We start from the raw sequence: 24,571 nt of genomic DNA on the forward strand, positions 1-24,571 counted from the left end.
AATATATAACTTCTGTAGCAATATTGAAGTTATTTTGCTGAATTCCCACCTACACGGGAAAGCTTTGTTGCTAGTATTTTTTATTGTTGTTTGGCCCCCGTGGTCAAGCCACGGGGTGACACACAGGGGATTGTACCGATCCATGCAACAATGCCTACGCGGTAATGACATAGAGTACAAAAAAAACAGAAATTACTCCTTAGACAATAATACTTGTACAAATTCCGTTTTAGATAGATCAGCTGCTACGTTTACCATAACATCATGTTCTGTCACTTTAGACACATAGCCCACTAAAATACCTGCAGGATAAACATTACCGTGTCCAGAGGTTACTATCTCCTCATCTTTCTGTACTAAATGATTGTTAGGCAAGTATAAAATTTTACTATTATTATTATTACCTGCTAAAATACCTTGTTCTCTTGAAGAATTAGCTTTAATAGGTATTCTAGAATTAACATCGCTAATTAACATTACTTTCGCATAATTATTACTCACTTCTATTACTTTTCCTACTAATTTTCCTGAATTAACAACGATTTGATCAGGTTCAATGCCTTGCTTTTTACCTGCAGAAATCAAAGCAGTTCTAGAAAAGGGATTAAAGGAAACACTCAGTAATTTAGTAGTAATATATTCAAATTCTTCTTCCTCAGCAATCGTTAACAAATCTTTTAATGCAATGTTTTCGGCTCTTACCAATTCTACTTCACTTTGTAAATGTTGTAATCTTGCTATCTCAAGTTTAAGTTCTATATTTTTTCGTTCTAAATCTTGAAAATAAACAAATTTTTGTGTTATTGAATTTATATATTCAAATATATCTTCATACACTGCTAAACCGATTGATACTATACTACCGGTTACTTCAAGTGATATACTAGATATTTTTTTAGGTGTAGCAAAAAATAAATATACAGACAATCCAAGCCCAAATATAACAAAAAAACGCTTAAGAGTATTTGATATTATTCTTATTAATTCTAATGAATTTGAAGAATTTTTTACTCTATTTGCAAGTATTGCCATTTTTAATCCTGTTTAAATAGTACATGTTTTAGCTTTGTAAAATCTTCAAGTACTTTTCCTGTTCCAAGTGCCACACAAGAGAGGGCATCATCTGCAACTATTACTGGCAATTTAGTGGCTTCACTAAGAACAAAATCAAGATTTCGTAATAATGAACCGCCGCCTGTTAAAACAATTCCCTTATCAACTATATCTGAAGATAATTCAGGAGGCGTTGCTTCTAGTGCTACTTTTACCGCTTCAACAATTTGACTTACCGGTTCAATTAGACTATCAGCAATTTGTCTTTCGTTCAATATCATTTCTTTAGGAATACCGTAAATTAAATCACGTCCTTTAATTTCCATCTTTCTCGGCTCAGCATTTTCATCTACATAAGCCGTACCTATTTCTTGCTTTATCTTTTCGGCAGTAGCCTCACCTATCAATAGGTTATAGTGCCTTCTTATATATGAGATAATAGCTTCATCCATCTTATCACCGCCGACTCTTACCGACCTTGCATATACTATGCCCCCTAGTGACACAACTGCAACTTCGGTAGTGCCTCCTCCAATATCAACAATCATCGAACCGGTTGCTTCCGTTACGGGTAGCCCTGCCCCGATCGCTGCCGCCATAGGTTCTTCAATTAAATAGACATCCCTACCCCCTGCACTTTCTGCTGCTTCTTGGATAGCACGACGCTCAACCGGCGTAGAACCGGAAGGCACACAAATAACAATTGTCGGCCCAAAAAAAGAGCGACGATTATGTACCATTCTAATAAAATACTTTATCATTTCCTCTGCACCCTTAAAATCGGCAATAACACCATCTTTTAAAGGTCTTTTTGCTTCAATATCCGTAGGAGTACGCCCAAGCATCATTTTTGCTTCATGACCATAAGCATAAGGCACAAAAGCACCGTCTTTTTTTATTAACGCAATAACAGAAGGTTCCCTTAGAACAATTCCACAATTTTTTTGATAGACAATAGTATTTGCCGTACCAAGATCTATGGCCATACCGGAAGAAAACCCTTCCAAAAATTTCATTATCATTTTATTTTTTCTCTCTAAATTCTAAAAACACTTCTATAGAACTGTTAACAAAATAAACAATCCCATAGTAAATAAAAATTTAATATAGACGAAGTTTAATTTGGAAAAGAGCGAGAAGCCTCGGAATTTTTGACCGCAGCGTAGAATACTACGTGAGGATCAACAATGAGAAGCGACGATGCCAATTTTTCAAATTAAACTTCGTCTATATTAAATTTCTTTATAATGTAACATAATAAAGTTACTAATAAAAAATATTAGCATACTAGGTAATAAAATAGCAGCAATTAAAGACAAATTATTATAAGTAAGTATTTTTAATAATATTTCTGATAACGAATATGCTATAAAACCTGAAAATAAACCTAATAGCAGTATTTTTTCTTGGGAATTATCACGCTGTTTAAGACTAATAAAACAACTTGCTAAAATTACGGTTGCCATCATCATTATAGGCTTAAATAATTGCTTGTAATAATAAATTTGATAATTAATAGCCGGTAAACCTGAATTTAATAATTCATTAATTAATTTAGGTAAAGCCCAAATAGAAACCATTTCAGGACGAATAAATTTATTTACTAAACTATTAATTGATAAATTTGTCTGCATAGTTAAATTATTGTAAGCCTTAGTTTCCTCTTTTGTGAAAACCTTAACTCTATTTAAATGTAACATTTTATTTTCAATAATACCGTATAATGCATCAATTCTCTTTAAAAAAGAATTATTATGATCAACAAATAAAATTGTAATATTATTTAATTTTTTCTCGGCAACATTAATAAATTGTGTTTGGATAATTTGAGTTTCATCATTTAAAGATTCAAAAAATAATAAGCCTGATTTAGATATTATACCCTCACTCAAGGCTTTTTTAGTTAGTTTTGCTTCTAATAACTCATATTTTTGTAAGCCTATAGTACCGATAGGATTCAATATAGTCGTAAAAACTATACCTAACATTAAAGTTACAATACATGGAATAACAAGCACTTGCCAAATATGAATACCGCTAGATAACATAGCCGTTAATTCATTATTTTTTGTTAGATTTCTAAGAAAAAATAACATAGCGGTAAAACTAATTAATGAAGATACTTGACCTAGTAAATAAGGAATCTTATATAAGATAAGTCTCCAAAAAAAACTAACAGGAACATAAATATTTTTGAATTTTTGTAAAAGATCAAAAACATTTGAGATAATTAATAGCCCGATTAAAAGAAATAATATAATAAAGAAACACTTAGAATATAATTTAGTAAGATACCAAGAAAGTGTTTTTAGATTAATCATTATAAATTCAGTGCTAATGCGAATTTAAATAAGAATTTGTGTGGTGGGGCTGGTAGGACTTGAACCTACGACCACACCGTTATGAGCGGCGTGCTCTAACCAACTGAGCTACAGCCCCTTTTCATTTGAAATTTATATAATTATTATGCAGTTAAGTCTAGTAAAATTTTTATATTTTTGAGGTATCGCCTAAAAAACAGGGCAATATGGTTCAGTGTTTTCGTCATTGTGAGGAATTACAAAGTAATTGACGAAGCAATCTCAGGAGTTTGTTGTTATTTCATGAGATTGCCACGCAGCCTATGGCTTGCAATGACGGTTTGGTATCCACGCATCAACGCTTTCGCAATAATAACATCAAGTTATAAATAAAAAAAGGCCGAGTAGTAAACTCGACCTTTTAGGATACTATAATTAGTAAATAATTTTAGTGGTGTACAACTGTTACAGCTCTACGATTATAGGCAAAAGCTTCTTCAGTATTACCCATCATAGCAGGTCTATCTTTACCATAAGAGATTGTATTTAATCTGTTATGATCGATTCCTTTATGAGCTAAGAATTTTTTCGCTGCTGCTGCTCTTCTTTCACCTAAACCTAAGTTATATTCTTTGGTACCTCTTTCATCGCAATGTCCTTCAACAGTAACTTTTACTTCAGGATGCTTTGATAACCAGCAAGCTTGTCTCTCTAGTTCTTCTTTAGCCTTTGGTGATAAAGCAGAGCTATCAAAAGCAAACCATACTGCATTTCCTGCATGCTTCTCGAAATCTTTCATTAATGAAGTTTCTTCACTTTGGTTCATATTACCGTCAAATTGCGGTGCTCTTTTTGTTGTATTACACCCTGCAAGCACACATAATGCAAGAAAAGCTAATGTAATTTTTGTTTTCATAATTAAACTCCTTGAGATTATAATTTATTAATATTGAATTCATTTTAGCTAGTCATAAAACTAAACTAACCAAAAGCTATGTGAGTTAGTATATATCATTATTTTATTAGTTTAAAGGCTAAAATATTATAAAATGCAATTACTCATGTATAAATGTGGTAAAAATATCATTTAATACAAGTATATACTTTGGATAAATAGATAGATGCAGTTTAATGGGGAAAAGAGGAATCGATTTTGAAGCTTATAACCGCAGCGTATATATAATATGTGAGAATTATAAGCAAATAAGTAGTGTTGCCAATTTTTCAAATAGACATATTCAGAAACTCGCTTATAGAGAGGAATTTGAAGGAGACACGGCACGCAGAACCGCAGCATACATAGAGGTACGTGAGGATTCGAGTACAGGATCAACGTACAAATTACCTCTAGTAGTAGAGTTTCCGAAGATGTCTAATACAACGAGTATATTCACCATCTAATGAATGCACTGCCCCAAGTAAGACCTGCACCGATAGCTGAAAATAGTAGAATATCACCTTTTTTTATTTTGCCTGATGCTTTGAGAGTACTCAAAGCAAGCGGAATAGAAGCAGCAGAGCAGTTAGCATGTTTGTCTACGGTTTTCACTACTTTATGCTCTTCTATATTTAATAGTTCAGCGAGTTTATTTATAATACGGATATTTGCTTGATGAGGTATAAAATAATCAATATCGCTTACACTGAATTGATTAGCATGCAGTAAATCTTTTATAGATTGTTGCATTTTTTCTATTGCATGACGAAATAATTTTTGCCCCTGCATAACTATTTTGCCACTAATACCGTTCATACTTACACCACCGTTTGTGTATAATATTTCATCATAATCAGCCCCGCTTGAGAAGATATTACTATCTATTAAACCGGAATCATCACTACTACGCTGTAATATTACGCTACCGGCCCCATCACCGAATAAAACGCAAGTAGTCCTATCATTCCAATCTAATAACGACGTCATTTTCTCGGCTCCTATAAGCAAAATAGTTTTATATTTATCTGATGAGATAAGAGAATTTGCTACTTGTAAACCATAAACAAAGCCGGCACATACTGCTTGTAAATCAAAAGACGGTATATTAGTTAAACCAAGATAACCTTGAAGCTTAGAGGCAACCGAAGGGAAGCTATTATCGGGAGTAGTAGTACATGTAATAATTAAATCAATATCATTTACCGATATCCCTGCATCTGCTATAGCTTTTTCAGCTGATTTTAAAGCAAGATGGGAAGTATATTCTGTATCACCTGCTATATGACGCTGCGTAATACCTGTTCTTGTTCTAATCCATTCATCGTTAGTATCTACGAATTTTGCAAGCTCGTCATTACTAACTATTTTTGAAGGAAGATACCCGCCGCAACCAATAATTTTACAGGTCATAAATCTTTTAGGCTACTTCTTCTTCAGTTTTAATTTTCTTTGTTACTACTAGACGATTATTATAAGTACCGTCGACTAAAGAAACGTGATGCGGAAGCTTATATTCACCGGTTTGCGAATCAACTATTACGTTAACTTTGCCAAGTGCTAAGTGCGAACGTCTCATATTACGTCTTGATTTTGATGTTTTTTTCTTTGGAACTGCCATTATTAGCCTCTCTAAATATAAATTAAAAAGTATTTGTCAAATTAGTGAAGCAGTATATTATAATCTTGTAATAAAATCTAGATAAAATTAAACTTATGAAAATTTTTATAACATACATTTTTAGTATATTAGCCTTTTTTTCCTTAAACGGCTGCAAAACTATCGAAAATAGAGGGCAATCTATAGATGATTCGGCACTTGTAAAATTAGAGTCTAAAAAACTAAATAAAACAGAAGTCGTAGAGTTAATAGGTACGCCTACTATAGTACCGGAATATTCCCAAAATACCTGGTATTATGTTGAAAGAGTTATGTCTCAAAGAGCTTGGCTCAATCCAAAAATTGAAAAGCAGAAGATAGTAAAAATTACGTTTGATGCTAATAATTTTATGCAGGAAGTAGTAGTAATAGATGATTCTCATAGACAAGATATAGAAATAGTCTATGAATATACTAGGACATATGGAACGGAACTTAACGGACTACAAAAATTTGTTAAAAATTTAGGTAGATTCAATAAAACCACTGACGGAAATAAAAACAAAAGCAAAAATAAGAAAAAGAGATAAGTACCTTAATCATCATTGCAAGATGGCTTATCTGTGTAGATACCTAATCGTCATTGCGAGCCATAGGCTGCGTGGCAATCTCATGAAATAACAACAAACTCCTGAGATTGCTTCGTCAATTACTTACGTAATTTCCTCGCAATGACGATTTGATACTCACGCAGGCGTAACACCAACACCCATAAAACAAAAAACTATCTAATATGATTTCGATATTTAGTAAATTAAAACAAAGTTTATCTAAAACTTCTAATAAAATATCGGAAGGTATCGACAAAATATTTTACAAGAAAAAATTAGATGCAGAAACTCTAGAAGAGCTAGAAGAGCTACTTATCTCAAGTGATATGAGTGTTTTGGTAGTAACTAATATTATTGAAGAGTTTAAAAAGGTAAAATTTGACAAAGAAATAGATAGTGATACAGTAAAAGAAGCCCTTGCTAAATTAATAGAGCAGCAGCTATCAAAATCAGAAATTCCTTTTACTTTAAGCGAAAATAAATTAAACGTAATTTTAGTTTGCGGTGTTAACGGAGCAGGTAAAACCACGACTATAGGTAAGCTTGCTGCAATGTACTCGGCACAAGGGAAAAAAGTAGCAGTTGCAGCCTGCGATACTTTTAGAGCAGCTGCCGTAAATCAGCTAAGTACTTGGGCAGATAGAGCAAATGCACTACTTATTACCGGTGAAGAATCGGCTGACCCCGCAAGTGTTGCTTATCGCGGGATGGAAGAATCGATAAAACAAAATATCGATATACTTTTTATCGATACAGCAGGTAGGCTTCATAATAAGAAAAATTTGATGGATGAACTGTCTAAGATTGTAAAAGTTATAAAAAAACTAGACGAGAATGCCCCCACTCATAGCGTTTTAGTCATTGACGCTATTACCGGACAAAATACCTATAACCAAGTAGAACATTTTAATGATGCTACTAATTTGACGGGGCTTATCGTGACTAAACTAGACGGCAGTGCTAAAGCGGGCGTAATTGTCGGAGTAGTACAAAAATTTAATTTACCCTTATACTTTATCGGTATAGGCGAGAAGATAGAGGACTTAAAAATATTCAACCAACATGATTTTGCTAGAAATCTAGTGGGGTTGTGAGGTTTTACTACGTCATTGCCCGCACGAATATTGAGTCGTCATTGCGAGTAGCCGTAGGCTGCACGGTAATCTCATGACGGTAATCTCATGAAGTAATAATAAACTCCTAAGATTGCTTCGTCAATTACTTACGTAATTTCCTCGCAATGACGATCTAATTAAAAATAAAATCATAAAATGACTCAAAAAAATACCTTATTGCTCATAGACGGATACGGATTTGTTTTTAGAGCCTATTATGCACAACAGCCTTTAACTTCACCAAAAGGCGAGCCTGTCGGTGCTCTTTACGGTTTTACTTCAATGCTGCTAAAATTACTGAGCGACTTTAAGCCTAAACATGTCGCTGTAGTATTTGACAGCGGCGGGAAAAATTTTCGCCATCAGATTTATCCCGACTATAAAGCTAATCGCCCTCCACCCCCTGAAGATTTAATTATACAATTACCTTTAGTTCGTGATGTTGCAAGTAACTTAAATTTTCCTATTCTAGAGAAGAACGGTTATGAAGCCGATGACATTATCGCAACCTTTGCTACTAAAACTGCTGCACTTGGCGAACATGTAGTCATTATCTCTTCCGATAAAGATTTATTACAGCTAATGACTGAAAACATCAAGATATATGATCCGTTAAAAGGGAAATATATTACGGAGGATGATGTGGTTAAAAAATTTGGCACTACTTCTGATAAATTACGTGAAGTAATGGCTTTAATCGGCGATAGATCGGATAATATTCCGGGTGTACCATCTATTGGACCAAAAACTGCAAGTAGTCTTATAACACAATTTGGTTCTGTAGAAAATATATTTAACTCTTTAGACCAAGTCTCAAGCGTAAAACAACGTGAAACTTTACAAAATTCAAGAGAAGCGGCGTTAATTTCATGGCAGTTAATAGGGCTTAATTCTAATGTTGATTTAGATTTTCAGCTAAATAATTTAGAATGGTCACCTCCAAATAGCGATAAATTAACAGGATTTTTACAGGAATACGGTTTTAGATCTTTATATAAAAGAGTAGAAAATTTATTGGATATTAAAATTAACGACCACAAAGAGATAGCAGATAATAAAGTAACGGAAATAAAAGAAATTAATAATGCTAATGAGTTAGCAGACTTTGCTAAAGAAGCCACGAAAATAGGAATATTCGGGATATATTTATTACAGCATAAAGGAGCTAATCTTGCTTTTATTTTATCACTGCAAAACCAAAGCTATATTATTAAAATTTCAAACACTTCTCATGATCTATTTTCTCATAATACTAAAAGTAATAACAACTGGTTTTCGGATATAATCTTCAATTTACTAACCGATAAATCCATAAAAAAAATTACTTACTCTCTTAAACCTCTACTTAAATTTTATGCAAACCAATCTCATGACATTACGGCTATAGAAGATTTAGAATTAATGCAGTATGCATTATCTGCCGGTTTATCACAGAAAAATTTATTTAAAGAAGTTTTGAAAGAAACTTGGATAGAAAATATAATTATCGAATCAGCAAAAATAGTAATAAACTTTATCGCACTTTATAAGCAAACTATATGGGAACTTAAAGACAACAAAACCTTTAGACTTTATAGCAACATTGATTTACCTATTTGTTTTATTTTAGATAAAATGGAGAAAGTGGGTATTACAGTAGATGCTAATTACCTAAAACAATTATCCGCTGAATTTGGAACAGAAATTCTAAAACTTGAAGAAGAAATTTTTGCTCTTAGCGGAACTAAATTTAATATTGGTTCGCCAAAACAATTAGGCGAAATCTTGTTCGAAAAAATGCAATTACCTTTCGGTAAAGCTTCAGCTAAAGCAAGCTCTTACTCAACGGGAGCGGAAATACTAGAAAAACTTAGTGAGCATGGATATAATATTGCAGATTTGTTATTAAGATGGAGGCAACTAACAAAATTAAAGAATACCTACACCGATAGTTTGCCGAAACAGATAGATAATATAACACATAGAGTACATACGACATTTTTACAAACTTCTACCACTACAGGAAGACTTAGCTCACAGGAACCTAATCTACAAAATGTACCTATTCGCTCTAGTGAGGGGAATCAAATCAGAAAAGCTTTTATTGCTGAAGAAGGTTATAAATTAATATCTGCCGATTATTCTCAAATTGAGCTTAGAATATTAAGCCATATCGCAAATATAGATGCACTAAAACAAGCATTTATCAATAAAGACGATATCCATACTCAAACTGCTTGTCAGATCTTTAACTTACAAAAACACGAACTAACTAGCGAACATAGACGTAAAGCAAAAGCTATAAATTTTGGTATCATTTACGGTATAAGTGCTTTTGGGCTTGCTAAGCAATTAAACGTTACTAACGGCGAAGCATCCGAATATATCAAGAAATATTTTGCTGAATATAAAGGAGTGCAAGAATATATGGAGCAAACAAAAGCTTTTGCAAGTAGCAACGGCTATGTCACAAATTGCTTTGGCAGAAAATGTTTTGTACCTCTAATTCATGATAAAAAGCTTAAACAATTCGCAGAACGTGCGGCTATTAATGCTCCGATTCAAGGAACTAATGCCGATATAATTAAAATTGCTATGATCAATCTAGATCAAGAAATAGAAAAACGTAAACTTAAAACAAGATTAGTACTGCAAATTCATGATGAATTACTATTTGAAGCACCGATTGATGAAGTAGAAATTATAACACCTATTATTAAAAAAATCATGGAAAATTCTACTAATATGGCTGTACCGATTATAACCGAAATTAGAGCAGGTAATAACTGGATGGAAATTCATTGAAGGTGTATCATTCCTAGCTAAAGGCGGCGTTATTGCATGACTTGCTGTCATTCCCACAAAAGCGGGAATCCAGAAAAATAACTTCAACATATAATACAGCATACATATTTGATAAAATAAGCACATAAAAAATCATATATTAATATAACATTTGAAGAATTTTAAAAGGAGCGTAATGTATGAAAAATTTTATATTTACGTCTGAGTCAGTTTCTGAAGGGCATCCGGACAAAATTGTCGATCAAATTTCAGATACGGTACTTGATGAGATTCTAAAACAAGACCCTAACGGTCATGTTGCCTGTGAAACATTTGTAACAACCGGTCTAGTTCTAGTGAGCGGCCTAGTACCTATGTGGATATTGAGCAAATAGTACGTAGCAAGATACAAGAAATCGGCTATAATAATCCAAATTATGGATTTGACGGTAGCTGTTGTGTCGTAATTTCAGCTATCATTAACAATCACCCGATATAGCTATGGGTGTTGACAATGCAAATGACGATGAAATAGGTGCAGGAGACCAAGGTATGGTTTTCGGTTATGCCTGTAATGAAACGGATAGTTTCATGCCCACACCGATTTACTACGCTCATTTATTAATGAAAAGGCAAGTATATTTACGTAAACAAAATATCTTGTCTTGGCTTAGACCCGATGCAAAATCTCAAGTCACGTTACGATATGAAAATAACAAACCAATTGCCATTGATACAGTAGTTTTATCAACTCAGCATCATCCGGAAATACAACAAAAAGACCTTATTGAAGCAGTAATGGAAGAAATTATTAAACAGGCATTACCAAACAATTTACTTCATAAAGACACTAAATACCTAATTAATCCGACGGGTCGGTTTGTTATAGGCGGTCCCGTTGCAGATTGCGGTTTAACCTATAGGGAAATTATCGTGGACAGCTATGGAGGAATGGCAAGACACGGCGGCGGTTGCTTTTCTGGAAAAGATCCAACAAAAATAGATAGATCGGCTGCTTACATGGCACGCTATATTGCTAAGAATATAGTAGGAGCAGGACTTGCCGATCGCTGTGAAATACAAATATCCTACGCAATAGGCGTAGCTGCTCCCGTATCTGTTTATGCTGAAACTTGCGGTACTAGCACATTAAGCAACGAACAAATTACTAAGCTCATAACACAGCATTTTGATATGCGTCCAGGAAGAATTATTAAACATCTTAAGCTTCGCACTCCATGTTATCAAAAAACGGCTTCTTACGGTCATTTCGGCTGAGAAGACGCAAATTTTACATGGGAACAATTAGATAAAGTAGATATATTGAGGTGAGTAATTATTGACATTTATTCGTAATACATGATTATTTTGATCCCTGCTTAACTAATTAGTTGAAAATATGGTTGAGAATGTAAATAATGATATAAAGTTCGGTAACTTAGAAAATTATGATAATCAACTTACAAATACTGCTCTAAACAAGAATAACCAAAATAAGCTGAAAGAACATTATGAAAATATCACTCAAGCCTTAAATAACATACGGAAATATGAGTATGAAGCAAAAGCAACTCAGTACTGCGAAATGCTTGACGATACCCGTACCTATGATAAATCCACAAAAGATTATAATTTAGGCTCAGTTCATTTTATAACGGCTAAGCGTATAAAGCTTTAAATCCTGACGAAAATACAGGTAAAAAATTAGACCATTTTATGGATAGCTTAGATGAGATTTATAAGCAATCCTTTTTACGTAAATTAACTAGCTCAACTGAATTACCACCAGCAGAACAGTTAAAAAAATTTTTAGAAAAAACTACAGATGAAATATATGATAAACTGCAAAAAACCGGAGAAGCATATTTATCATATTCTAATGCTCCTACTAATACAGGATTACATACAAATGTTATAAAATATTCTAAAGAAAACGGAAAAAATTATCGTATATATATAATGCCAGTGCTGGGGTAAGAGCAGATAATTCAAAACTAAATCAAACACCAAAAGATCAATTAATACAGGAGTATTAGAAGATAAAAAATAAGAAGTTAAAACCAATAATACATTCAATAAAAATTCAGAACCTAAAAAACAAACTATCAAAAATAAATTTTATAAGTATTTAAGTAAATTAACGAGAAAATTGGGATTAAAATCCATAAGTAATTATTTTAAAGAATTAATTAAAGACCCAAATCTTGAGCAAAATATCAATTTAGAAAAAGAACAAAGTTAATAGCAGACAAACATCGACTAACAAAATATATGGAACTTAGCGATAATAAAAATAATAATGCAGTATTTAGCGGTAAAAAAACATCAAAGAATATTACTCAATTATATCAATAATAGATTCATTTTACTGTCAATTCAGGTATTGCCTATAAAAAGTTGACTCAAGGTTTCGATGTCATTCCTGCTAGGCATTGGCTTTGTTGCATGGTTCGGTTTTTTCGTCATTGCGAGGAAAATTACGAAGTAATTGTACGTCCGCAATCTCAAGTTTGTTATTATTTCATGAGATTGCCACGCAGCCTATGGCTGCTCACAATGACGACCCGATATCCACACAACAATGCCTTGCGGGAATGACAGTGGAAAACCGAACCACTCAACAACTACGCTATTTACTATATCCTTTTAAAATCTCAAAATCTTGCCCTTGGAGCAAGAATTTTTCAGGTAATGTAATTTTTGCTACAAAATTTTTTACATCTGCGCTTTGTAAATAGATTGTAGCTTTAGCATTACTCTGATCTTCATTATTTATACGAGCTGCAAGCAAGGTTACTATCTGCCGTAATTCTTCATGATTTTGTGGATAAAACTGTAGTTCAAATTGTTTATTATTAATTGCATCCTCAATTGATGAAAAGCTTTTTGCCGTTAGTTTTATTCCTCCCTCATCTTTAACTATGTCACAATTAACAACTACCAAACTTTTAACATCAAGTAAATGTACATAATCTTTTAAAACTTCCTCACTAAAAATACTAAGTTCAAAGATATTCTCAGGATCGGAAAGCACGAGCGTCACAAACCTACCTCTTGCCGACATACGAGAATCCTTTTTTTGTATTACACCGGCAAGATTTACTCGGTTAGTACCATCAGGTAAGTTATTATACAAATCCGCAGTATTTAAAATATTTAAACGACTAAATATTTCTTGATATTCCGTAAGAGGATGATTAGAGATAAATAAACCCATAGCCTCAAATTCATAAAAGGCTAAAGTATTTTTATCGGCATAATCGCTTGATACTAAAATAGTTGGACTTAAACTAGAAACTTTAATTAAGCTAAATTGATTAGATTCCTGCTCTTCGTGATATGCAGTTGAATAAGAAAGCAATTTTGGAATACTTGACAATAATTGCAATCGATTATCATGCAGCTCATCAAAACAGCCTGACTTGATTAAATTTTCCAATAATTTACTGTTAATAGATTTTGGGGGTAATCTTTCAATAAAATCAGTAATTGATTTAAACGCCCCTCTTGCTTTTCGCTCATCCGTTACTAACTTACCGAAATTCGGCGTAACTCCCTTAATAGCACCTAAGGCGAAGATTATTGCACCCGCGATGTCATACCGTGGCTTGACCACGGTATCTTTTGAAATTTCCTGGATACCACGATCAAGTCGCGGTATGACAGGCTTTACGCTATGCGGGATGACAGTGTCCGAAAACTTTACACTAAAATACCCTTCAGAAATATTAATATTAGGTGCAATAATTTTTATGCCGTTATCTTTTGCTTCTTGTAAAAATAAATTAATTTTATCGTGATTATTCAATTCAAGATTTAAACATGCTACTAAAAATTCAGCAGGATAATTAGCTTTAAGATATGCAGTTTGGTATGAAATAACACCGTAAGACGCAGCATGTGCCTTATTAAAACCGTATCCGGCAAATTTAGCCACGGTCGCAAAAATGGATTTAGCTTGAGATTCCGAAATATTATTAGCAATTGCTCCTTTAACAAAAATTTCTTCCTGCTCCTCCATTTCTTTTTTTATCTTCTTACCCATTGCTCTCCGAAGTAAATCGGCAGCTCCTAGCGTATAACCTGCAAGAACCTGAGCAATTCTTTGTACCTGCTCCTGATATATCACCACTCCGTAAGTTTCTTCTAAGATTGGTTTCAATAGCTCATGTAAATAATCAGGCTGTTGTGATTTATGCTTACAAGCTATATAGGTAGGAATATTTTCCATAGGACCAGGACGGTATAACGCACCAAGAGCTATCAAATCATGTATAGAATCAGGTTTAAGGCGTCTAAGTGCATCTTTCATCCCGATACTTTCAAATTGGAAAACGCCGACTCCTTTACCTTTACACAACATTTGATAAGTCTTATTATCATCAAACGTCATATTGTTAAAATCTACTTCTATCCCTTGCTCTTTAAGCAGTTTCTTACAATCGGTAATAACCGTTAGGGTTTGTAGCCCTAAAAAATCAAATTTAATTAAACCGGCAATCTCGGAATATTTCATAGAATAACCGACTACCAGCATATCGGAGTTAGCATCTTTATATACCGGTACTATATCCACTAAATCAGTACCTGCTATTACGATTCCTGCAGCATGAGTTGAGGAATGCCTATGCAGCCCCTCAAGAATTAACGAAGTATCAATCACTAACTTAATTAACTCCGCTTCACCGTCTAAATTATACAGCCCATTACCTTTAGCGGCATTTGCAAGCTCCGGAACTTCACGCATTGCCTGTTCTAAGCTAACTGGATTAACTGCACTAAAAGGGACAAGCTCCGTTAGATAATCAGCGAATTTATAAGGTAAGCTAAGCACACGAGCGACATCCTTAATTACAGCCTTTGCCTGCATCTTACCGAAAGTTATAATCTGTCCTACTCTATTATTACCGTATTTGGAACGTACGTAATTAATTACTTCCTCACGCCTTTCCTGACAAAAATCAATATCAAAATCAGGCATTGAAATACGTTCAGGATTTAAAAATCTTTCAAATAATAAGCCAAATTTAATCGGATCGAGATCAGTAATAAGCAAGCTCCAAGCAACAACCGAGCCTGCTCCCGATCCTCTACCCGGTCCGACTAAAATACCCTCTTTTTTACTCCATTTAATAAAATCAGATACAATCAAAAAATAACCGGCAAAATTCATATTACAGATAATATCCAGCTCATAATTAAGACGAGCAAAATATTCGGTTTTCAATGCTTCTTGATTCTCTAACGCAATATTTTCAGATTTAAACTTTGTAGCAAGCCTTGCAAGCAACCCTTCTTTTGCATCTTTTTTAATTAAATCCGTTTCACTAATATCTTTGGTGGCAAAATTAGGCAGCATCGGCGGGTTTGCATGTGCGGCAAAATAACAACGCTCTCTTAAATTCACGGTATTTTGGATGGCACTAGGTAAATCGGAAAAAAGCTCTATCATCTCATGCGGTGATCTAAAATAACAATTTTCGCTAACTGTTTTTCGATCCAGATATTCTTTAGTAACACCGGCTGATATACATAACAATACATCATGTGCATCATGCATGCTTTTCTCACTAAACAAAACTTTATTAGTAGCAACAAGCGGAATAGCAAGCTCGGCAGCAATTCTAATATAACTATCCTCAATAAACTGTTCTTCCGGTAGCTCATGTCTCATAATCTCAAAGTAAAAACGATCTCCTAAAATTTCCTGTAATTTACGTGCAAACAGCATCGCTTGCTCCTCGTTGCGAGCTAGCAAGCATTTTCCGACAATACCGTCGGTATAACAGCATAATCCTATTAATCCTTCTTGATATTCGATTAAATCTTCAAAATCAATGTGATCGCATATCTTACGATCATTTTTAGTAAAAGTAAGGCTTGATAGTTTGAGTAAATTTTTATAACCAGTTTCATCTTTAGCTATAAGCAAAATTTGAGCAAAAATATCTATATCGTATTTTATATTTAGAATAACTCCGTGTATCGGCTGCAGTCCTTTTTTTACTGCACATAATGCAAACTCTAATGAGCCGAATAAATTTCCCTTATCTGCCAAACAAATAGCAGGCATTTTATTCGATGCAGCAAGTTCTACTACCTTCTCAATCGTTAATGCACTTTCTAGAAAAGAATAAGAGCTTTGAGTTCTTAAATGAATAAATTCAGGTCGCATTTTAAATTAATGTTAAAGTTTATTGTCTTACTGTATGACTCCTTATGTCATTCCCGTAGACTTTTTATGTTATTCCCGCGTAGGCGGGAATCCAGTACTTTAAAACTTTTTAAAAGCTCGATTTATCTCGCTTTACCCTGGATTCCCGCCTACGCGGGAATAACATCGGAAGCCTTAACGACAAGACTAAATTTTACTTCCGACTGCATAATATCTAAAACCGATTTTTTTCATTGCTTCATTATCTAGTATATTTCTAAGATCAATGATTATCGGCGATTTTACTAAATCATAAATTTCTTGCCAATTAAGTTCTTTAAATTCTGACCATTCAGTTGCAATAACTATAATATCTACTGATTTACAGGCGTCAACTGCTGAATCTAAATATAGCAAATTTTTATGTTTCAAATTCTTTTTAGCATTTTCAAGACCGATAGGATCAAATGCTTTAACATATACATCTTTATTTAATAAGATCTTTACAATTGCGATGGCAGGGCTTGCTCTTACATCATCTGTTCCTGCTTTATATGTTAAGCCTAAAATTGCTATATTTTTACCTTTTAAATCTCCGTCTAACAAAGTAGCTATTTTATCTACCATATTACTTGGACGCTGCTTATTACTTTTAATTACTGCCTTAAGAATCCTACAATCTATATGATGATTTTCTACAAGATTATTTAATGCTAGAATATCTTTTGGAAAGCACGAACCGCCAAAACCAGGTCCTGCATTTAAAAAATTTTGACCGATTCTTTGGTCAAATCCTACACCTTTAGATAAATCTTTAATATTACCGCCGATTTTTTCACATAAATCAGCCATCTCATTAATAAAAGCAATTTTGGTAGCTAAGAAACTATTTGAAGCATATTTAATAAGTTCGCTCGTCACTAAATCGGTAACCACAAACTTTGCACCTTGTAAAGGTGCATAAATTTTTCGCAATATTTCCTCTGATTCTTTATTATTTACACCGATAACTATACGATCAGGATATAAAAAATCTTCTACCGCACTACCCTCTCTTAAAAACTCAGGATTAGAAGCAACATTAAATGAAAAGCCTCTTGATTTTAAATAAGCTATAATATATTACTGCAACTACCCGGCGGAACGGTAGATTTTATGACTATTAAACAATCTTTATTTATATGCTCGAAAACTTTATCAATAGCATCATAAACATATTTTAAATCCGCTTCTCCCAACCCTTTTGAAGGTGTACCGACCGTAATAAATATTGCATCAGCATTTTGAAGTTCATTATTATAAATATTTGTAAATTTTAACCTATCAGATTCTAAAGCTTGCTTAAGATACTCATCAAGTTTAGCTTCATAAATCGGTAATATTTGCTTATTTAATTTGGATATTTTAACCTCATCATTATCAAGACAAGTAACATTATGACCTAAATAGCCCATAATAATACCTGAGACTAATCCCACATATCCGCTACCGATAAATGTAATATTCATAATTTTTTGTGATTTTTATATTAAATTTTTAAATTATACGTTATATTCCAAGTGTATACCTCAAATAAATGAAGAGTAGTATAGACGAAGCTCAATTTCAAAAAGTGCAAGGAGTCCACAAGACGAGGAACAGAGCGTATACTTAATACGTAAGTACCGGAGTACTTGTAGGATGACGTAGCCAATTTTTGCAGTTCTATCCGAGTATATAAAGCTTTTATCATATTTCAATAGATTTACAAGCTCAAATGAATTTTATTAAAAAAACCTTTATTAGTATTTTTATAATTCTGATTTCATTATCTTTGGCTATAACTCTAACTGTTTATAGTGCAAATAAAGGACACTTAAATGAACCTTTGAAAAAAATAATTGAATTTTATTTAAGTAAAAATGATATAAAGGCTGTACTACATAATTTAGAATTTAAAGAAAACCGATTATCCATAGATAAAATTTCCTTAAGTCTTATAGATAATGCTAGAGGAGAAATTAACGATTTTAATCTTTTCTTTAATTTCAAAAATTTCTTCTCTAATTCGTTAATAGAGGCTAATTTTAATATCGATAAAATTTCCGTAATTTCAAATAACGATGAAGAGATTATAAATACTTCAACGACCGGTGATTATTCGTTAAATATAATTAAAAAAAATTCCCTAACCGACATACGACTAACTTCAATAAAAAGTGATATTCTAACTGATGAGCAAGGAGCAGACTTACCTCTAGGAAATGCTTTATGCTCATATAAAACCACCTATTCTAAATATAATCCAAAGACTGTTAATTGCAAACTCACCTTTGGGAACAAAGCTTTTTTATCACTAAGCGGTATAATAACCGATAAAAATATCGATGCAAGTGCAGCTGCCACAAATATGCCTTTAATAATTTATCAAACAGTCGAAAAAATCATTCCGGATAATCCTATAATCTCATATTTACGAGAACATATAAAACAAGGTTACATCCAAAACGGAGAATTAAATATTAAATTAGATAAAAAATTTTTAAAAAAAAATATTTTAGTAGAAGATAATTTAAAAGCAAATTTACATATCTCGAATTTTGAATATAAATATCATACAGATTTACCACCTTTGACTAAAGTTGATACTAATATAATCATTTCAGGACCGGAAATAAAATTTCTAATTAATGAAGCATATAGCGGTAAAAGTGTCGTTTCAGACGGTATTATGACTTTCAAATGGGAAGGACTGGATAAATCACAATTTGTTTTTAATGCTACTGCTAAAGGTGAAATTAATGACTTAATTGCCTTTGTTCCAAATGATGCATATCAAAATATTAAAGCTCAAAATATTGATCTTAAAAAAATCAAAGGAACGGCAAATTCAATAATAGAGCTAATAATTCCTATTAGCCCCAATATCCCTAATAGCTATAATGTTTTGTCGACATTAACAAATATCTCTTTTAACACCTTAGACAATAATATCCTATTACAAAACGGTGAAGCCAAAGGTAGTTTTAAAGATAATAAACTAAATATTAGCGGTAAAGGTAACATTAATAATTATGCAAGCAGCTTTACTTATGATCATGATATATCGGATAAAAATAATGAGTGTTTACTTAAAATAAAAAGCAATATTGCGGCAAATAATCAAAGATTTGGAGTATTTAAATTAATTTCAGGCAGCACCGTTTTAAATTTTGAGTATAAAAAACAGCATAATAATGAGAGTTTTATTACCGTTAATTCTAATCTTAATAATTTAGAATTTTATATAGATAAAGTATCTATTCATAAAAAATTATATAAAAAAGCCAATTTATATTTATATACTAAATTAAATGATAAAAATTTCGATAGAAATATTGTATTTAACCTTTCAGGGCAGGATAATCTAAAAATTAACGGTAATGCCTTAATTAAGAAAAATATTTATAATATTAATCTAGCCTCTGTTAAACATAATCATACGGATTTAAAAGGAAACATAATCATAGATAACCATAATCTTAATACGACACTTTATGGAAACAGATTAGATTTATCAAATGCTAATATGATGCAGTTTTTAGAAAAAGCGGGAGATTCTACACGTAATATTAATTTAAAAACTAATATATCAAAAATACTTTTAAAGAATAATATAATTCTAGGTAATCTTGATTTAGCAATTAAATGTGATAAAGTGCGGTGTTTCTCCGGCTTTCTAAATGCTAATATTGATAATAAAAAAGTTAAGATGTCGCTTACTGCTAAGGAAACTTTTGAACAATGGTTCATTGAATCCGATAATGCCGGAGCATTGCTTAAGGGACTTGGAATGTATACCACTATGCAAAACGGTCAAATTAACATCAACTTAAATACAAAAAGATATGAAGTAAAAAAAGGTGAAATAGTGCCAATATTAGACGGCAAATTTTCTATAAAACATTTTACGGTAGTCGATACTCCTTTTTTAACACGGCTTGTTTCCTTTGTTTCGTTGCCGGGTTTTCTTAGTTCAATAACTAATAATAAAAATATTTTATTTGAAGATATGAGCGGTAAATTTAATTATAGAGGAAATATAATTACAATTTTTGATACGGAAGCACATGGACCGTTCTTTGATTTTACTATGACAGGTAATATTGATACCAAGCAGCAATTAATTATGGTTAAAGGAAATGTTATTCCTTCCTTTTTCTTAATCAGCACTATTGTAACTAAAATACCGGTAGTCGGTAAAATATTTTCCAAAGTCGCTCCTTACTCCCTAAAAATGAAATATTAAGTAACTATTTAAAGCTATTAGATTTCATGTACAAAATTTTTAATCATTCCTTTATGTCATTCCTGCGAGGCATTATTGCGTGTGTACCTAATCGTCATTGCGAGCGACTGAAAGCGTTGTTGCATGGCTCAAAAAACGTGTTCGGTGTCATACCATGGCTTGACCACGGTATCCAGAAAACAACTAAAAATACTAACAATATTAGTATTTGGGTCCTGCTACAAACTTGCGGGATGACAGAAGTGGAAGCAAGCCATGCAACAAAGCCACAACTGCAAGGAGCGTGGTGGCAATCCAGAAATAATAATAGAATATTCTGTAAATCAGAATTTTTTACTGGATTGCTTCGTCGCAACTTACAATTTTTCCTCACAATGACGTTGAAGATCAATTCATGCAAGAATGACATAAATAACCATACATATTTAATCGGTATTTTACTTTTAGGCTTAATTTCCGGTCTTACGTTCAATTTAATTTTTTTTACAGTTCCATATCAATTATCCGAAGCAAAATACACCACTGATATAATAGGTTCGATATCACTAGCTGCCTTTCCGTATTGCTTAAAGGTCATATGGTCACCTTTTATAGATAAATACTCTATACCTTTTTTATGTTCTAAATTCGGTCACAGGCGTGGCTGGGCATTGGTATCACAAATATTTTTAATCCTAGCGATGACGGGGTTCTTAAACATAAGCCCTTGTAATAACTTATATATTACTGCAATTATCTTATTTATTATTTCATCCTGCAGTTCTACACAAGATATTGTACTTGATGCATATAGAATTGAGAGACCTACATCTAAAGAAGAGCTTTCAATGGCTTTTACCTTTAGTAGCATAGGGTTTCGTTTAGGTATGTTACTTGGCAGCGTCGGTACTTTATATTCATCAATTATTTTCGGCTGGAATACAGTATATAAATCGGCTCTATTAATTACTCTAATTGGACCTATAGTAATTTTATGTATCAAAGAACCACAATCAAAAGAAATACACCATACAACTACTCATTTAATAGGATTACAACAATATTTTGAAGTTATTAAAAAAAGTATTATCTCCTTAAAAAATGAACAGCAATATTTACTGCTAATTATATTGTTTATCTTTTTATATAAGGCTGCGGATTCTATACCTATGGCTATGAGTTCGCCTTTATTGCTCGATTTAAGTTTTACTACTCATGAAATTGCCGTTATTTACAAAGCTTACGGGTTACTAATCATGATCGTCGGAGGAGCTTTAAGCGGCGTTTTAGCTGCAAAAATGGGTATATTTCATAGTGTCTTAATTGGTGGAGTTATTCAATTATTGTCACCTCTTATGTTTATGATTCTTGCTACTATCGGCTATGATATAAAGACATTTATAATAACTGTTACAGTACAAAATTTTTGTGCAGGCTTTGCAGGAACTATTATCTCTATCTATTTTGCTAGCCTTTGCAATAGTGAATTTGTTGCCACACAATATTCTATTATTGCATCTTTTAGCTCGCTTAGCCGTATTATTCTAGCTAGCCTTGGCGGTATTTGTGCAAAATATCTTACTTGGCCTGTATTCTTTTTAGGTAATACTCTGTTTAGCATGTTATTTATCCCGATATTTTATAAAATATATAGAAAGAAACTAGGCTTTGTGAATATTTCTAAAAAGATATGACAATTATTAAAAAAAGTTTATAATATTGATATATATATTTCTGCGAAATGAAGAGTCAGAATTTTTATGAAACTATATAGTTTTCAAGAACATTTATTAGAATTAAAAATAAGGCTTCTTAGAATATTTACTGCTTTTATAATTATATTTGCTATTTGCTATTATTTTAGCGACAATATTTATAGTGTTTTATTAAAACCGCTTGCTAAGCTAAGCGGTGATACGGTACGAAATATAATTTATACAGGACTTACAGAAGCATTTTTTACCTATATTAAACTTGCAGTTTTTACTGCTTTTACTATTATTATACCTATAATTGCTTTGGAGTGTTATTTATTTATCAGTCCCGGGTTACACCGCCATGAAAAAAAAATTATCGCTTTTATTCTTTTTATGTCGCCTATTTTATTTTGGTGCGGTAGTATTTTTGTTTTTTACTTTGTAATGCCGAAAGCTTGGAATTTTTTTCTTAGTTTTGAAAAACGTGATATGATCGTACCGATAGTTTTGGAAGCAAGAATTAGCGAGTATCTAAATTTAGTTATTCATTTAATTATTGCTTTTGGAGTCGCCTTTCAACTGCCAGTTGTGATAATGATATTAAATATACTAAAAATAGTTAAGGTACAAACACTTAAGCAAAAAAGATGCATTGCCGTGGTAATTAACTTTATTATTGCAGGAATATTAACGCCTCCTGACATTTTAAGCCAGTTTGCTCTTGCAATACCGCTACTTTTATTATATGAAACTTCAATAATGATATGTAATTTTATAGAAAAACTGAGGACACTAAATGTTAAATATCAAATGGATTAGAGAAAATAAAGAATTGTTCGATGAAAAGCTTAGCCAAAGATTTATTGAACCTATGTCTAGTAAAATTGCTATGCTCGACGGAGAGAAAAGAAAAATTACGAGTTTAATTCAAGAATTTCAGCATGCACGTAAGGTAAAATCAAAGATTTTAGGTAATATGGCCTCTAAAAGCGGCGAAGAATTTGAAGGGTTACAAAGAGATGTCAAACATATAAATGAGAAGTTGGAAGCACTTGAACAGGATCTAAATAATAATAACGAATTAAATGAACTATTAAATATGTTTCCTAATATTCCGGACGAAGAAGTACCTTACGGAATGGATGAAAGTATGAATAAATTAGTTCGTACTTACGGAGAGACAAATCCAAATGCTTTGAATAAACAGCATTTTGAACTAGGTATAAAATTAAATTTAATGGATTTTGAACAAACTGCTAAAATTTCTGGAACTAGATTTGTAACGTTAAAAGGTGATTTAGCAAAGCTAGAACGTGCTTTAATTAATTTTATGATTGATGTTCATACTAAAGAGTGGGATTTCTTTGAGATATCACCTCCGGTATTAGTTCGAGATAATGCTATGTATAATGCAGGACAACTACCTAAATTTGCCGAAGAGTCTTTTGCAACAACCAATGGTTACAGACTAATTCCAACCGCAGAAGTATCTTTAGTAAATATGGTCGCCGATACTATTATACCAAGAGAAAAATTACCGATACGTTATGTTGCTTACACCCCGTGCTTTAGATCAGAAGCAGGTAGTAGCGGTAGAGATACAAGAGGTATGATTAGATTACATCAGTTCGGTAAAGTTGAGCTAGTATCCATTACTACCCCTGAAGAATCAACAAATGAGCATGAATATATAACTAATGCATCAGAGACTATTTTACAAAAACTGAATCTTCCTTATCGTGTTATGTTACTTTGCACCGGAGATATGGGATTTGCGGCAAAAAAAACCTATGATATAGAAGTATGGCTTCCGGGACAAAAGCAATATCGCGAAATTGCTAGCTGTTCTAATTGTGGAGATTTTCAAGCACGTAGAATGAAAGCAAGATATAAAGAATTCGGCAGTAACGAAACTACCTTAGTTCATACTTTAAATGCTTCAGGATTACCTATCGGAAGAACTATGGTTGCAATACTTGAAAATTATCAGAATGAAGATGGATCAATAACTATACCGGATGTCTTGATAAATTACATGGGAGGATTACAAAAAATCATTGCCTATAGTGAATAATTGTTTATTAAATATAAAATATAA

17 protein-coding genes, 1 tRNA gene and 3 pseudogenes are annotated in these 24,571 nt (G+C 32.5%); 12 read left to right on the forward strand and 9 right to left on the reverse strand.

The genetic code is table 11. The features are described 5' to 3' along the window. Nucleotides 1–192: 192 nt before the first annotated feature. From mreC to pal, 5 genes are all read right to left on the reverse strand, one after another. The gene (gene mreC, locus RSL_RS06095; RefSeq protein ID WP_014273789.1) at nt 193–1,032 is read right to left on the reverse strand and encodes a rod shape-determining protein MreC; all 840 of its coding nucleotides are present in this window, start codon (nt 1,030–1,032) and stop codon (nt 193–195) included. A 2-nt stretch (nt 1,033–1,034) separates the two neighbouring features. Continuing rightward, nucleotides 1,035–2,075, reverse strand: coding sequence for a rod shape-determining protein (locus RSL_RS06100; RefSeq protein WP_014273790.1), 1,041 nt, complete (start codon nt 2,073–2,075; stop codon nt 1,035–1,037). 210 nt (nt 2,076–2,285) lie between these two features. After that, complete coding sequence (locus tag RSL_RS06105) at nt 2,286–3,374, reverse strand: LptF/LptG family permease (RefSeq protein WP_014273791.1); 1,089 nt, start codon at nt 3,372–3,374, stop codon at nt 2,286–2,288. 41 nt (nt 3,375–3,415) lie between these two features. After that, a tRNA-Ile gene (locus tag RSL_RS06110) sits at nt 3,416–3,492 on the reverse strand. A gap of 309 nt (nt 3,493–3,801) precedes the next feature. After that, nucleotides 3,802–4,269 carry a peptidoglycan-associated lipoprotein Pal gene (pal, locus tag RSL_RS06115; RefSeq protein ID WP_010977766.1) on the reverse strand — a complete coding sequence of 156 codons (468 nt, stop codon included), beginning with the start codon at nt 4,267–4,269 and terminating at the stop codon, nt 3,802–3,804. A gap of 215 nt (nt 4,270–4,484) precedes the next feature. On the opposite strand from pal, the gene RSL_RS06120 reads away from it, so the two are divergent. Continuing rightward, nucleotides 4,485–4,754, forward strand: a complete 270-nt coding sequence (locus tag RSL_RS06120; protein ID WP_014273792.1) for a palindromic element RPE1 domain-containing protein — start codon at nt 4,485–4,487, stop codon at nt 4,752–4,754. Here the strand turns inward: RSL_RS06120 and RSL_RS06125 are convergent. After that, nucleotides 4,744–5,700, reverse strand: coding sequence for a beta-ketoacyl-ACP synthase III (locus tag RSL_RS06125; RefSeq protein ID WP_010977768.1), 957 nt, complete (start codon nt 5,698–5,700; stop codon nt 4,744–4,746). The genes RSL_RS06120 and RSL_RS06125 overlap by 11 nt on opposite strands. 7 nt (nt 5,701–5,707) lie before the next feature. After that, the gene (gene rpmF, locus RSL_RS06130) at nt 5,708–5,908 is read right to left on the reverse strand and encodes a 50S ribosomal protein L32 (protein ID WP_004997395.1); all 201 of its coding nucleotides are present in this window, start codon (nt 5,906–5,908) and stop codon (nt 5,708–5,710) included. Between the two features lie 95 nt (nt 5,909–6,003). Here rpmF and RSL_RS06135 point away from each other — a divergent pair, with 95 nt between their 5' ends. From RSL_RS06135 to RSL_RS10740, 7 genes and pseudogenes are all read left to right on the forward strand, one after another. Next, entirely contained in the window at nt 6,004–6,477 is a 474-nt protein-coding gene (locus RSL_RS06135; RefSeq protein WP_014273795.1) for an outer membrane protein assembly factor BamE, read from the forward strand. 203 nt (nt 6,478–6,680) lie between these two features. Then, on the forward strand, nt 6,681–7,592 hold the full coding sequence (gene ftsY, locus RSL_RS06140; protein WP_014273796.1) for a signal recognition particle-docking protein FtsY: 912 nt from the start codon (nt 6,681–6,683) through the stop codon (nt 7,590–7,592). 177 nt (nt 7,593–7,769) lie between these two features. Then, nucleotides 7,770–10,397, forward strand: coding sequence for a DNA polymerase I (gene polA, locus RSL_RS06145; protein WP_014273797.1), 2,628 nt, complete (start codon nt 7,770–7,772; stop codon nt 10,395–10,397). A 179-nt stretch (nt 10,398–10,576) separates the two neighbouring features. After that, nucleotides 10,577–11,654 (forward strand): annotated as a pseudogene (metK, locus tag RSL_RS06155) (methionine adenosyltransferase). Between the two features lie 121 nt (nt 11,655–11,775). After that, the gene (locus RSL_RS06160) at nt 11,776–12,054 is read left to right on the forward strand and encodes a hypothetical protein (protein ID WP_014419944.1); all 279 of its coding nucleotides are present in this window, start codon (nt 11,776–11,778) and stop codon (nt 12,052–12,054) included. A gap of 38 nt (nt 12,055–12,092) precedes the next feature. Next, entirely contained in the window at nt 12,093–12,353 is a 261-nt protein-coding gene (locus RSL_RS06165; protein WP_014419945.1) for a hypothetical protein, read from the forward strand. Nucleotides 12,354–12,525: 172 nt separating this feature from the next. Continuing rightward, nucleotides 12,526–12,731, forward strand: a pseudogene (locus RSL_RS10740) (hypothetical protein). 274 nt (nt 12,732–13,005) lie between these two features. Here RSL_RS10740 and dnaE read toward each other — a convergent pair. Next, nucleotides 13,006–16,551: a DNA polymerase III subunit alpha gene (dnaE, locus tag RSL_RS06175; protein ID WP_014273798.1), complete on the reverse strand. Its 3,546-nt coding sequence runs from the start codon at nt 16,549–16,551 to the stop codon at nt 13,006–13,008. A gap of 186 nt (nt 16,552–16,737) precedes the next feature. Next, nucleotides 16,738–18,038, reverse strand: a pseudogene (locus tag RSL_RS06180) (UDP-glucose dehydrogenase family protein). Between the two features lie 248 nt (nt 18,039–18,286). Here RSL_RS06180 and RSL_RS06185 point away from each other — a divergent pair. The 4 genes from RSL_RS06185 (at nt 18,287) to serS (ending at nt 24,547) form a co-directional block, all read left to right on the forward strand. Next, nucleotides 18,287–20,797 (forward strand): YhdP family protein, encoded by a 2,511-nt coding sequence (locus tag RSL_RS06185; protein ID WP_014273799.1) that lies wholly within the window; start codon nt 18,287–18,289, stop codon nt 20,795–20,797. Nucleotides 20,798–20,934: 137 nt separating this feature from the next. Next, entirely contained in the window at nt 20,935–22,470 is a 1,536-nt protein-coding gene (locus RSL_RS06190) for an MFS transporter (protein ID WP_081463635.1), read from the forward strand. A 66-nt stretch (nt 22,471–22,536) separates the two neighbouring features. Further along, entirely contained in the window at nt 22,537–23,292 is a 756-nt protein-coding gene (tatC, locus tag RSL_RS06195; RefSeq protein WP_014273801.1) for a twin-arginine translocase subunit TatC, read from the forward strand. Beyond that, entirely contained in the window at nt 23,270–24,547 is a 1,278-nt protein-coding gene (gene serS, locus RSL_RS06200) for a serine--tRNA ligase (protein WP_014273802.1), read from the forward strand. The genes tatC and serS overlap by 23 nt, the downstream gene beginning before the upstream one ends. Nucleotides 24,548–24,571: the final 24 nt, after the last annotated feature.

Origin of the sequence: Rickettsia slovaca 13-B (genome assembly GCF_000237845.1) — a bacterium.
Classification (GTDB): Bacteria; Pseudomonadota; Alphaproteobacteria; order Rickettsiales; family Rickettsiaceae; genus Rickettsia; species Rickettsia rickettsii.